The sequence below is a fragment of the Caldalkalibacillus thermarum genome, assembly GCF_014644735.1.
GTDB lineage: Bacteria > Bacillota > Bacilli > Caldalkalibacillales > Caldalkalibacillaceae > Caldalkalibacillus > Caldalkalibacillus thermarum.
The window spans coordinates 1-12100 of sequence record NZ_BMKZ01000001.1 but is presented as its reverse complement, the minus strand read 5'-3'; the positions used below and the strand labels follow the sequence as shown (position 1 = coordinate 12100).

Genomic DNA, 12100 nt, shown 5'->3' with positions numbered 1-12100 from the left:
TTTCATGCACCAACATCCCACCCCTTTTTTCCCAGTGAATGTTATATGTGTTCAAACGGTCATTCTGCACTATGGACTAACGGCAATGTCAATCCCGGCAGAAGCCCAGATCATCGCTGCAGTCGTTAAACCGGTGATGGTAGCGTTGCTGCGACGCAAAATGACACCAGCTCCAAAAAGCCGATGCCCCTGACGATTTGGGCCGCTAAAGGCATAGGAGGCATAGGATCCATCATCGTATGTCATTGCGACTGCAATGAATAACCAGAAAGAAAAATTTGCCCCACAGCAGGAATTAGCAGGATAGAACTCGAATGATGATATAGATGGTAAAGTATACAAGTATATGTAAACGTTTGTAAACCATTTCCCGCAAGATGTTACACAGCATCGTGAGCCCCGCATGAAAGGAAGAGAAACATGAACGACTGCCAGCGTTGCCATCCAACCTTAAGTTTGCCTGTCAGAGGGCAGATTCAACTGACGAGTCAAACCCCCTTGCCAGCCCATCTGCTGGCGCAGCTTGAGACACTCCTCTCCTGGGAGGTCAAACAAACCTTGCCTTTGTCACTCATGGCTGATTTTAAAGCCAGGGAAGATCTTTTCCAACTGGCCAAACTTCTCCAGCCCCATAATCCCCGGCTGGCCGACAATCATATCTTGATCAAACTTCGGAAAGACCAGGCGTTAAACGGAAGCCCTCCGAAAACCCAACCGTTCCAATGGTGGGAAGAAGCCCAACCGCTTGACGTATGGCTGGAAAAGATGGAGAAAGAAAGCTTTCTGTTCTTATTGCAAAAGGGCAAGGCTACTGGTTGGGCCGTCCCCAATTGCTGAACCTTGCCTGACAGGCATGCTGATATTCATGCGGGCTGTTGCCTTTAGCCAGCAGCAGACGCACATACCGTTCACACCCTCAACCTGTATCCTGATCCCCACACCGTTTCAATTTTTTGGGGCTTGGAGGGGTGTTGTTCGATTTTCTCACGGATACGGGCGATGTGCACCGTCACGGTGGAGGCGTCGCTCAAGGCATCCATCCCCCATACCCGTTCAAACAACGCCTCCTTGCTGAAAACACGGTTGGGATGCTCCATCAAAAACAGGAGCAAGTCAAATTCCTTGTGAGCCAGCACCACTTCCCGGCCATCGACAAACACCCGGCGCGCCTTCTTATCCACTTAATGTCCAAATTCATACACATAGTAGGTCTCTCCTGTATTATTACTGCTGATGGACATCGTCTGATCCCGGTAAAAATATCTGGCATAGATCTGTCCGTCAGCTTGCTAGGAAACCGTTTTTTCCTCCATGGCCATCTGTCCGCGGTCAATTTTAGCCATGGTCGCGGTCATTTGCTGGTACAAGGTTTGTTCGCCCACTTTGACGCTGAACAACGTTTCGAAAGTGTAATTGTCCAACTCATTTTCCATCTGGTTTGCCGTATATTTGACCGCCCGTTTCAATGATGCACAGCCTGAACCAGCCAGGTTTAGCCCAAGATTGACCGGTCCATCCTTGCCAGCAAGATCTATGCTTTCGGCTCATCCTTTTGTTCGGTTTCTTGTCCGGCTTCCTGACGTTTCAGACCGGTTGACGGAGAGGGGGTGTCCGTGCTTGACTGCTCATGATGCTCTGCTTTGTGGCGCAACTGTTTAATCTCTTGCTGCAGCCTGTAAATGCGCCACATTCCCACCGAGCCAATCATCAAACCCCCCAAGAGAGCAGAACCGATAATAATTAAGATTAAAGGCCATTCAGCTGTGCCAAACAGGTAATCCACCTGCACCGGATCCACATTAATCACGGCAAACACAGCCACCACCAATGAGGCCGCCAGAGCCAGGATCAACCGCCATTGACCGCTCACGTTACCGTCTCCTTTTTCCACATTTTTCTGCCTTATCACTTCTGCGTAAATGTCTGATTTGCTTAAAGCGTTCATCTTCCTGATTATCTGTCAAATTTGTTATGCGGTAAAGCAAACGTTCCTCATCACTCATTTGGGCTAACCATGCTTCTTCTGCCTGACGTTTTTTTCTTCTTTCAATTTCCTTTTTTTGCCTCAAGCGCTTTTGCCGTCCACTCTGCTGCACATGACAATAACTTCAACAACTGTGATTTGCGTTCTTTTCTGATGACCGGTCGGCTCTACACCATAGGCTTTGCAAATCGCTGTCACGACGTTTTCCTGAAGTGATGTGTAGCCTGGCTGTATCCATCCGTGTTCTTAACATTTGCTTCTGGAGCGATTCGCTTAAAAGCGCTCTGTAATCCCTCATTTTCATACGAATGGTCCGTTTGTTTACCATTGTCATGCCAGTTTGCCGCGATCGCTCCTTTGGTCGCAAAAATCACCACTTCTAAATGTGCATCATCATTCACATGCTCATAAATGGCAGTCTGGACAAACCGGCTGTACGAAGCTTTCTTTCTCCTAAATACGTAGTAACAAGGTATGTACCGGTTTTTACCCAAAAATGAGAATAACACATGTCTGGTCATGGTCATCGCTCCTTAGACATCACTTCACGTTCCGCAATATCGGTGAATTCCGAAACCGGATGATAAAGGCCTTTGCCCACAGACGCTTCCCGTTCATAACGATTGTGATCAAGCCAGACGTAATTGGCGTAAAGGACATCATCTTTGTCGTCATAACGATAGGCTAATCGAAATACATGTCGGCCATTGCTTGCGCCCTTATACAGATGAAACTGAATTTTATCCCGTTCCAATGTTGCAAAGTCAAGTTCATGCCTGATTTCGTTTTGCCGTGCTTCCCCACTCTGAAGCTTCTTTACAAGTTCCCGCATTTGTTGTTTGATAAATAAAGACTGGGGGTTGGACGTCTTCATAAATGAACGGACTTGGTCTGAAACAAGATACTTGGTTTCAAAAATGTGCTTGTACTTCGTACGCTCAAACAAGAATCGTCCAAACGGATTTAAACATGCCCAACCATCTTCAACATAAAACAGCGATTGAAACTGTTTGATAAACTGTTTTTCATCGTACCCCAAGTTATCAATTTCCACATAATCGGCTTGACATTGACGAAGGAGTGAGGTGTAATGTTCAATTTGTTCGAGATCTATTTGGATAGGAACCGGAGGAATTTCATGCAAAATTTGATGATCCTCATGTAAATAAGCGGTAGGATAACCGAGAAAAGAACCGACGATATACCCGAAAGATGTCATGACCTTGTAGCCGCCAATCGGCGCAAAACAAGTCGTGTTTGGTTCACCGGCCTCAAGGGCTTCGGCAAGTTTTTTCATATATTCACCTATTTCTCTGTTCAAGTCTTCTGGATGATCTACGTGAATATCGACATAAAACACCTTGACATCCGCCTGAAATTGCTTCTCAAAAAGCTCCCGGTGAATCTTTTCGCCGGCATATCCACCGACTGTGTTCGTAACAAACATAATGATAAGCGGGCGGTCACCCAGCTTCCCCTGATTTTTCAGGGTATGAACCATAGAATATTCGGCACTGACTCGTGAATGATTCTCCTTGATCTGTTCAAAAAAAGGTTTTAATTTATCGATCCAATCGTCGATTTGGCCTTGAATTTCCTGAGTTGATAGCCTGTCCTGAAGAGAAACAGGGATTTTGGGGAGATCCTCCCGGTGGATGGCAAACACATTATTCCTTCCTACAAACATCGAAATACCAGCAGTTAACACAACTGTGTGGTACATATTTGACAAAATGACCTCCTTCAGTCTTCAATCGGCCTCCTGATCGGGAAGGCTCAGCTCTTAATCCTCATCAGCTTGGCTACACTAGAACTGCCTATCAGCAACCTCCCCCAGACATTTGACCTGTGTCACTCAAACGCCTTGTGACCAGGGCGTCTCTGACATGCCATCAAAATCTGCCAGGCAGGGGACAGTCTGCATGTAGATATTTAAATATTTTGTGATCATTTTGGTGTCTATAAGTCATCATGTCACGGAATGCAGGTAAATCTTATATTTTTGACATTCGTCAAGATGTTTAGAATTTCCTCTAAAAATAACAAAAAAATTAATTTCTCCAATCTTCCGTGACATACTCCCACCACCTACGTTAACGATTAGAAGTGGGGGCTTCTCGGGTAATCCCATCTCATGATGGGAAGTTGACCGAGCGATCCCCGTGTGCCCCACGGTTCGAGATCCAGTCAGGCAATCCCTAACTGTTTCAAGCCTTCTTTGTGGATATTGATGGCGGCGTTGGTGTCTCTGTTTGCCACAAAACCGCATGCACAACGAAATAGACGTTCGGAAAGCGATAGAGACACGTTCACCCGGAATGATGTATAAAATTTTGTGTAAAGCATTTTGCTAGAACAAAAGAAAAAAGGTAGGGTATTCTCTGATTTGGACCACAACACATTCCAGAGAAAGGAGTACCCTACCTATGTCTAAAAGAAGTATACCGAATGTCGACTGGGCAAATCAACTGGAAAATGCCATTCGTCAGTTTGTAAAAGAAAAATTAGAACTGATTATGCGGGAAGAAATCAAAAATTTCCTCGAAATAGAACAAGCCGGAACATCGAATATGAGAAACGGCTACTACCAACGAAATCTAGATACGCAATATGGCCGGATTGAGGGTCTTTTGGTTCCACGAGACCGAAACGGGGAATTTCAAACACAGTTGTTTGCCCCTTATCAACGCCACACGGGCTGGCTGGAGGAAGCCATCATCAGGATGTATCAAAGTGGCATGAGTACACGGGAAATTGGCAAGTTTATTGAACGAATTCTAGGAAATGCTTATTCTCCAGCGACGATCAGCCGGATTACCGATGTTGTGAAAGAAGACATCGAGAAATGGCACCATCGTCCACTATCCAAACGTTATTCTGTCTTATATTTGGACGGCTTGTACGTGAAACTTCGCCGGGATACGGTAGAGAAAGAAGTTATTTATGTGGTGTTAGGAGTGAATGAAGAAGGATATCGCGAAATTCTGGATTTCTTCGTGGGAGGACAAGAAAGCGCCTATGGATGGCGGGAGATTCTCCAACAGCTCTACAAAAGAGGCGTCAAGGAAGTGCTTCTGGGCGTATTCGATGGACTACCGGGGCTGGAGGAAGCCTTTAAGGCGGTGTATCCGAAAGCCGATGTGCAGCGCTGTGTCGTGCACAAAGTCCGCAACACCCTCAGCCGTGTTCGGAAAAAAGACCAATTCGAAATGGCGGAGGACCTGAAACTCATTTATCGTTCTCCGAATAAAGAAATCGCATTGGAGATGTTTCAACAGTTTCAATCCAAATGGTCTCACAAATACCCAAGGGAAGTCCAATCTTGGGCAAATGAGTTGGATGTCCTTCTCACCTTTATGGACTATCCAAGCAGTATTCGAAGTGTGATTTATACGACCAATGCCATCGAACGAACGATCAAGGAGATTCGGAAACGCCTAAAACCGATGAACAGTTTGAGCAGTTTAGAAGCCGCTGAAAAAGTCGTATATTTGACGATACAGGACTTTAACGAGAAATGGGCAGGGCGAAAGTTAAGAGGATTTGCCGAAGCACATGAAGCCCTTCAACGAATGTTTGAAGAACGTTATCATTAACCAAATACTGTAAATAAACAAAATAGGGGGGATTCTCCCTTTCCACACAGGAAACTGAATATTCAGTCTCCTGTGTGGAGGAAACTAGTTCCCTATTCATTCCAAATCCATTTCAGAGAAACCCTACCCCATTTACATTACACAAAATTCTTGACGGTACCGGTCTTTTCCTTTCAATATCAACATTTTTGTGTTTTTCAGCAAACCCTATTTATTTCCTGTTCAGCGAGGTCGTAATAAATGCGTTCAACGGTCTTATAGGGCAGATGGACCTGCCGCTCACATAACTGATGGTCACTCCGTGACACATGTCGAAAACATATTTTCTGAAACGATGAGTTTGATGTTTGCTTTTTGGTACAGATGGGAGGTGATCATCAAAGATTTTCTGACAGTTGGTACAGTGCCAATGCTTGAGTTGGATGATCAAATAAACCGGTCGGTTATGAATGGGCAGGTCACGTACGCTTCTCAGGCGTTGATCATGCTTTTTCAACTCTTGAAAACCACAGTAAGGACAACGCTCAGGGGGATCCATTGTCTCCACCTGAATCACAACTTTATTTTCCGTGATTTCTTGTTTTAAAACCATAAACTCTGGCAATCCTAGTGGTAAACGGATATCTGTTTTCACTCGCAAAAAATGACCATGAATCAACAAAGGAGGAGATCATCTATGTTCATGCGTGTCGACAAGTTACAAATTGAATTGCCCAATCCAAAAGAAGGGGATGCCAACGCTGCAGCTGCTGTGCAGGAGTTGCTGGGCGGACGCTTTGGGGAAATGTCTACATTGATGAATTATATGTATCAGTCTTTTAATTTCCGCGAAAAGAAGAAGCTTAAACCTTACTATGACCTAATTGCCAATATTTCCACAGAAGAATTGGGGCATATTGAATTGGTTTCCGCTACGGTGAATGCGTTGCTGGAAAATACGGCACCTAACAAGGCTCCGGATCAAACACCTTTTGGCTTTGCCAAGGATGTCCGCAATACCCATCACTTCATAGCAACGGGACAAGCAACACTGGTTGGAAATTCTATGGGACAACCTTGGCAAGGAGATTATGTCTTCAACAGCGGTAACTTGGTTCTTGATCTGCTCCATAATTTCTTCCTTGAAGTGGGGGCACGCACCCAGAAAATCCGGGTGTATCAAATGACAGACAATCCCGTGGCCCGGGAGATGATTGGCTACTTGCTGGTGCGCGGGGGTGTTCACGCACTGGCTTATGCCAAAGCACTGGAAACATTAACTGGCGTTGATGTGAAGAAAATGCTCCCTATTCCAGACATTGATAACAGCAAATTCCCTGAGGCCAGAAAATTTGAAGACAAAGGATACCACCGTACCTTGTATCGCTTCAGCCCAGATGACTATAAAGACATTAAATTGATCTGGAACGGAACACACCCAGATGATGGGCAAGAGTTGATTGTCTCAGATACATTGCCCGAAGGGGGACCCGTGCTGGAAATGGAGGCGCAGCCTGAATCCTACGCCCCGGGCTTTACACCGGAAGACTTGTATGAAATTGCCCAGAAACTGCAAAAAAATCTCTAATGGCATCAAGCCAAATTCTGAAGAAACTCCTGTCTGCTTAAGGACAGGAGTTTACTTTTTTGGTACGTCCGGCATGAGTGCGTGACTATAGGGTGAAAGTCCCGAACGGGGGCTGGCGAGCGCCTACCGTTAGCTGAAAGCAAGGGTGTCCGCCGTGAGGCGGAATCTGAAGCCTGAGTTCGACAGTAGGCATGTATATACGTCGAGTCACTCGTAAAAACAAAGATGGATCTGTCACCGCTTATCTTCAACTTGCTCATAACGAATGGGATCCGAAGGCCAAATATTCAAAAGCGAAGGTGATCTATTCTTTCGGTCGGGAAGATGAATTGGACCGTGCGGTCCTGGAGCGTCTGACCAAAAGCATTTCGCGATTCCTTTGTTTCACGATCGCTAGTGCCTAAACGCTCTTTCTAAACGCTCTTTAATGATAAGCGCACTCAAAGCCATGCGCACAGAAAAGGCCTGACGGCCTTCACTTGTTGATTTGAGCTTCCCGATATACAGATCTTCCGCTTTGCCCCATGGGATTCTTTGAGGAAGTAATACCCAACGGTTGTTGGGGTCCAGTTGACCACCAAAAGGCAGGAAGAATTCATGTGGCATGATGAGCTGATCCTGGTTATGGCGATACACAGTAATACCTCCAAGTGCAAGGTTTTTGTAGGTGGTTTTTGAAAAACCCTTGCACTTAATTTCGCCCATAATACATTTTTTTCCTTAAATATCAACATTTTTTTGTTTTTCAGCAAATCCTAATTAATCCGTGTAACTTTTTTACCGGCCTCTGGCCGGTAAAAAAGTTATTTATGATTTTTGGAGGTGATAACATTATGAGAATTCAAAATGAAGTTATTCAAACGAAAGATAATGTAAATAATGGTGTAACTAATTTTTTTCAAGAGAAGATTCATGATGATGTATAAAAGTTTGTGTAAAGCATTTTGCTAGAACAAAAGAAAAAAGGTAGGGTATTCTCTGATTGGACCAAAAATCTTAGAGAAAGGAGTACCCTACCTATGTCTAAAAGAAGTATACCGAATGTCGACTGGGCAAATCAACAGGAAAGTGTCATTCGTCAGTTTGTAAAAGAAAAATTAGAACTGATCATGCGGGAAGAAATCAAAAATTTCCTCGAAATCGAACAGGCTGGAACGCCGAATATGAGAAACGGCTACTATCAACGAAATCTAGATACGCAATATGGCAGGATTGAGGGTCTTTTGGTTCCAAGAGACCGAAACGGGGAATTTCAAACACAGTTGTTTGCCCCTTACCAACGGCACACGGGCTGGCTGGAGGAAGCCTTTAAGGCGGTGTATCCGAAAGCCGATGTGCAGCGCTGTGTCGTGCACAAAGTCCGCAACACCCTCAGCCGTGTTCGGAAAAAAGACCAATTCGAAGTGGCCGAGGATCTCAAGCTGATTTATCGCGCGCCGAATAAGGAGATGGCGTTACAAATGTTTCAACAGTTTGAGTCGAAATGGTCCAGCAAGTATCCGAGAGAAGTCCAATCTTGAGCAAATGAGTTGGATGTCCTTCTCACCTTTATGGACTATCCAAGCAGTATTCGAAGTGTGATTTATACGACCAATGCCATCGAACGAACGATCAAGGAGATTCGGAAACGCCTAAAATCGATGAACAGTTTGAGCAGTTTAGAAGCCGCTGAAAAAGTCGTATATTTGACGATACAGGACTTTAACGAGAAATGGGCAGGGCGAAAGTTGCGAGGATTTGCCGAAGCGCATGAAGCCCTTCAACGAATGTTTGAAGAACGTTATCATTAACCAAATACTGTAAATAAACAAAATAGGGGGATTTTCCCTTTCCTCACATGAGACTGAATATTCAGTCTCCTGTGTGGAGGAAACCGATTCCCTATTCATTCCAAATCCATTTCAGAGAAACCCTATCTATCTTACATTACACAAAATTCTTGACGGTACTCGACAAAAAAGACAACGATAATCATTTTTTGGCTTCTACTGGCAAATTTTTCTTCCATTTGCCACGAAGTATAAAACTAAGCCATTTGTTTGTAAACATATTTTCCTAAAATTGGTCCTCAGATTCCTGAAATGGTTCCATAGACCCTGCCAAAATGCCTCTACTTCTATATAATACAAGCCAAAAAAACCAGGACTAAACCCTTAAGTCCTGGGCGATGTTTGGCTATTATTGAGTAATGGTTACTTTAAAATAAACCGCTCTTTTTTAAACAGATAGGCAAACAACACAATGGCGACCACCACGTAGAACAGGCTGCTGATCATGGAGATAAACAGGTGAAGCGGATGAATCAGCCCGGCAAACACCTCTTTAAAAATCGCAACGACATTGATGACAGGGAGCCAAAAGTAATGGAAGGGAATCTCCACAGCTGGCGTCATCATCAGTAAATAGACAGGCAACATGACAGCAAACACCACAATCGTGTTGTACGCTTGGGCCTCTTTAAAGCTTTTGGCCACCGTACTGATGGACAATTGCAAAGCACCGATCATTGCAGAGACCAAAAGCAGCAACATGACACTGACTAGGAAAAATTCAGATGTAAAGATGGAGCTCACTATATTCCCTTCGGGTAAATAGAGCGGGAACAAAACCGGAATCACGGCAAAAACTAATATGAGACTGAGAAAGGTGAGAATGGCACTGAGAAAACTCATCACCGTCACCGTCAACAGTTTACCGGTCATTATGGGTCCTCCGCCTACAGGTGTTGTGATCAGCGCCTCCAATGTACCGCGCTCTTTTTCTCCCGCCACAAGATCTGTTGAGGCAGGCAATCCTCCAGAAATGCAACTGATCAATAAAAACAAGGGAATAATAAACGACAAGAAGCTGCCGATCTCCTGGCCTTCGGGAGCCACACTGACATCCTTAATCTCCAAAGGTTGGATTGCAGCATCACTAAGACCAAGGGCAGCCAGACGTTCCTCCAGCAACTGGGTTGACTTTTGAGCCAACATCTCTCTCAGCACGGCATAGGCAATTTCCGAATTAGTATTGGAACGGTCGTAGTAGATGATAATGCTGCCGCTTTCCATATTGGCCAGCTGGGACTCAAAGTGGGGATCCACCTCAACATGAAAACGGATCTCTCCCTGGAGGATGGCCTGTTCCACATCATCTTTGGGAGGCAGAATGCGGAAAACATTGTGCTGGGACAGATGGGCTTCAATGATACCCGATGGATCGTTAATGGTTATGGGAATATCGCTTTGGGCATTTTCCACCGTTGACTGCATAATAAATCCAATCAAAAACATAATGGCCGGATAAAGCACGACAGGAAGCAAGATACTGGTCATCCAGGTTTTCCGGTCCCGGAACAGATCCGTCATCTCTTTCTTAAATATGGGCCAGCTTTGCTTAAACATGTCTCTCCCTCCCTATCTCCGCCAAAAAGATCCGGTCCAGGTCATCATGACCGTAAGCGGCGTACAATGCTTCCAGCGTACCGTCAAAACGCAATTCGCCTCTATGTAATATAAGCACACGTTGGCATAACTTTTGCACTTCACTCATAATGTGACTGGAAAAAACAACGGTTTTACCCTGCTCACTGAAATGCCGGATCAAGCCGCGCATGTCGTTGGCCGCAATAATATCCAATCCCGAGGTAGGCTCATCAAACAAAATGATTTCAGGGTCATGCACGATGGAGCGGGCAATGGCCACCCTTTGGCGCATCCCTTTGGAAACCCCGCCCACCGGCCGGTCAAGAAAATCATACATGTCAAAAATATCGGCCAGCCGTGTGATGCGCTGTTCCGTTTCCTCTTCTGGCAGTTCATAAAGCCGGGCAAAATAAGCGATGTTTTCCCTTGCTGTTAGCCTGTCATACAGCCCTGTTTCCCCGCCAAATAAAATGCCCACGCGCTTTTTTACTTCCCGTGCCTGTCTCACTGTATCAAAACCCGCGACCTCAATCCTGCCCGACGTAGGTTTCAACACACTGGCGATCAAACGCAAAGTGGTGGTTTTCCCCGCACCGTTTTCGCCCAAAAGACCCACCACTTCTCCTTTGCCAATTGAAAATGAGAGATGTTTGATGGCCACTGTTGTTCTAAAGGCTTTGGTCAGCTCTTCAACACGGATCATAACCGAGCTCCTTTCCCTCAACAAACTACCTCTCTAGTATATACCACCGCTTCCTAAAGGTAGAATTATGATGCTTAACAAGCTACAATAGTAGAAGATGTCCAGCACGGCAAAAGAATAACAAAAGGAGTGATCGGCAATGATACATATTCTGTTGATGTTTACAGTCGTAATTGCCGCCAGCTTTTCTATCTATTACAGCTTCAAAACCCGCTCTTACCGTAAACAATACTACGAAATTGCAGCCTTTAAAAAGACAAAAAAGAAACCCAAAAAGAAAGAGCAACAAGCATTTCACATGATGAAATACTACAACGCCAAAACCAATATTGCCATGGGAACAATGCTGACCGCTATGGCCATGATTCAGTTTATGTTCAGTGACCTTAATGGCTGGGTGATCGGCGTGGCTGTTGCTTTTTTAGCTCTGGGCCTGTTTAACCTGATCATGGGCATCCGCCATTATCGGACGTATGCCCCCAAAGTGTACGCAGATACAGCCAAGAATACTTAATGCTTTATTCCGGAACGAAAAATAGGGGTTGCCCACTTAGAAATGACTCATATCGTGGGGCAACCCCTGCCGTTTTACCCTTTTTTCATTAACTTTCATTAATTATTTAATCAAGAAGAGATTGATGATCCATCATCGCTGCAATCATGTCCAGCAGTTCTTGTTGCACTTCGGGCGGAATTTGCTTTTTATCGCGATCGGCATTGAACACTCCCACCACCTACGCTTCGCTTAGAGGTGGGGGATTCTTGGGAACAACAGCCTACCAGCCGTTTATTGACCAAGCGATCCCCGTGTGTCCCACGGTTCAGTTGACTAGGAAGCCAACA

General features: G+C 45.0%; 14 protein-coding genes and 4 pseudogenes. 6 read left to right on the top strand and 12 right to left on the bottom strand.

What is annotated here, in order from left to right; genetic code table 11:
- Nucleotides 1–78 precede the first annotated feature (78 nt).
- A pseudogene (locus tag IEW48_RS00090) lies at nucleotides 79–224 on the bottom strand (MgtC/SapB family protein); the annotation flags it as partial.
- 196 nt (nucleotides 225–420) lie between these two features.
- Here IEW48_RS00090 and IEW48_RS00085 point away from each other — a divergent pair.
- Nucleotides 421–837, top strand: a complete 417-nt coding sequence (locus IEW48_RS00085) for a hypothetical protein (protein WP_188622049.1) — start codon at nucleotides 421–423, stop codon at nucleotides 835–837.
- A 71-nt stretch (nucleotides 838–908) separates the two neighbouring features.
- Here the strand turns inward: IEW48_RS00085 and IEW48_RS00080 are convergent.
- From IEW48_RS00080 to IEW48_RS00050, 7 genes and pseudogenes are all read right to left on the bottom strand, one after another.
- Nucleotides 909–1181 (bottom strand): annotated as a pseudogene (locus IEW48_RS00080) (winged helix-turn-helix domain-containing protein); the annotation flags it as partial.
- Nucleotides 1182–1289: 108 nt separating this feature from the next.
- Entirely contained in the window at nucleotides 1290–1466 is a 177-nt protein-coding gene (locus IEW48_RS00075; protein ID WP_188622048.1) for a hypothetical protein, read from the bottom strand.
- 65 nt (nucleotides 1467–1531) lie between these two features.
- The gene (locus tag IEW48_RS00070) at nucleotides 1532–1870 is read right to left on the bottom strand and encodes a LapA family protein (protein ID WP_188622047.1); all 339 of its coding nucleotides are present in this window, start codon (nucleotides 1868–1870) and stop codon (nucleotides 1532–1534) included.
- Nucleotide 1871: 1 nt separating this feature from the next.
- Nucleotides 1872–2069 carry a hypothetical protein gene (locus IEW48_RS00065; protein ID WP_188622046.1) on the bottom strand — a complete coding sequence of 66 codons (198 nt, stop codon included), beginning with the start codon at nucleotides 2067–2069 and terminating at the stop codon, nucleotides 1872–1874.
- Between the two features lie 109 nt (nucleotides 2070–2178).
- Complete coding sequence (locus IEW48_RS00060; protein WP_188622045.1) at nucleotides 2179–2505, bottom strand: TM1812 family CRISPR-associated protein; 327 nt, start codon at nucleotides 2503–2505, stop codon at nucleotides 2179–2181.
- Between the two features lie 2 nt (nucleotides 2506–2507).
- Nucleotides 2508–3707 carry a CRISPR-associated protein gene (locus IEW48_RS00055; RefSeq protein WP_188622044.1) on the bottom strand — a complete coding sequence of 400 codons (1200 nt, stop codon included), beginning with the start codon at nucleotides 3705–3707 and terminating at the stop codon, nucleotides 2508–2510.
- Nucleotides 3708–4171: 464 nt separating this feature from the next.
- Nucleotides 4172–4330, bottom strand: coding sequence for a zinc ribbon domain-containing protein (locus IEW48_RS00050; RefSeq protein ID WP_229703887.1), 159 nt, complete (start codon nucleotides 4328–4330; stop codon nucleotides 4172–4174).
- Between the two features lie 80 nt (nucleotides 4331–4410).
- On the opposite strand from IEW48_RS00050, the gene IEW48_RS00045 reads away from it, so the two are divergent.
- A complete protein-coding gene (locus IEW48_RS00045; RefSeq protein ID WP_188622043.1) occupies nucleotides 4411–5580 on the top strand; it encodes an IS256 family transposase in 1170 nt (389 codons plus the stop codon).
- A 211-nt stretch (nucleotides 5581–5791) separates the two neighbouring features.
- On the opposite strand, the gene IEW48_RS17570 is transcribed toward IEW48_RS00045, so the two are convergent.
- Nucleotides 5792–6118: a transposase family protein gene (locus tag IEW48_RS17570; RefSeq protein ID WP_371874788.1), complete on the bottom strand. Its 327-nt coding sequence runs from the start codon at nucleotides 6116–6118 to the stop codon at nucleotides 5792–5794.
- A 138-nt stretch (nucleotides 6119–6256) separates the two neighbouring features.
- Between IEW48_RS17570 and IEW48_RS00035 the strand changes: the two genes are divergently transcribed.
- Together IEW48_RS00035 and IEW48_RS00030 are read left to right on the top strand one after the other, a co-directional pair.
- Entirely contained in the window at nucleotides 6257–7147 is an 891-nt protein-coding gene (locus tag IEW48_RS00035) for a manganese catalase family protein (protein ID WP_188622041.1), read from the top strand.
- 191 nt (nucleotides 7148–7338) lie between these two features.
- Nucleotides 7339–7527, top strand: a pseudogene (locus IEW48_RS00030) (IS1634 family transposase N-terminal domain-related protein); the annotation flags it as partial.
- A 13-nt stretch (nucleotides 7528–7540) separates the two neighbouring features.
- Here IEW48_RS00030 and IEW48_RS00025 read toward each other — a convergent pair.
- Nucleotides 7541–7852, bottom strand: a complete 312-nt coding sequence (locus tag IEW48_RS00025; protein ID WP_188622040.1) for a hypothetical protein — start codon at nucleotides 7850–7852, stop codon at nucleotides 7541–7543.
- Between the two features lie 314 nt (nucleotides 7853–8166).
- On the opposite strand from IEW48_RS00025, the pseudogene IEW48_RS00020 reads away from it, so the two are divergent.
- Nucleotides 8167–8937 (top strand): annotated as a pseudogene (locus IEW48_RS00020) (transposase).
- Between the two features lie 402 nt (nucleotides 8938–9339).
- Here the strand turns inward: IEW48_RS00020 and IEW48_RS00015 are convergent.
- Together IEW48_RS00015 and IEW48_RS00010 are read right to left on the bottom strand one after the other, a co-directional pair.
- On the bottom strand, nucleotides 9340–10533 hold the full coding sequence (locus IEW48_RS00015) for an ABC transporter permease subunit (protein ID WP_188622039.1): 1194 nt from the start codon (nucleotides 10531–10533) through the stop codon (nucleotides 9340–9342).
- On the bottom strand, nucleotides 10526–11257 hold the full coding sequence (locus tag IEW48_RS00010; protein WP_007504352.1) for an ABC transporter ATP-binding protein: 732 nt from the start codon (nucleotides 11255–11257) through the stop codon (nucleotides 10526–10528). The genes IEW48_RS00015 and IEW48_RS00010 overlap by 8 nt, the downstream gene beginning before the upstream one ends.
- Before the next feature lie 139 nt (nucleotides 11258–11396).
- On the opposite strand from IEW48_RS00010, the gene IEW48_RS00005 reads away from it, so the two are divergent.
- Complete coding sequence (locus tag IEW48_RS00005; protein ID WP_188622038.1) at nucleotides 11397–11771, top strand: YtpI family protein; 375 nt, start codon at nucleotides 11397–11399, stop codon at nucleotides 11769–11771.
- Nucleotides 11772–12100 lie beyond the last annotated feature (329 nt).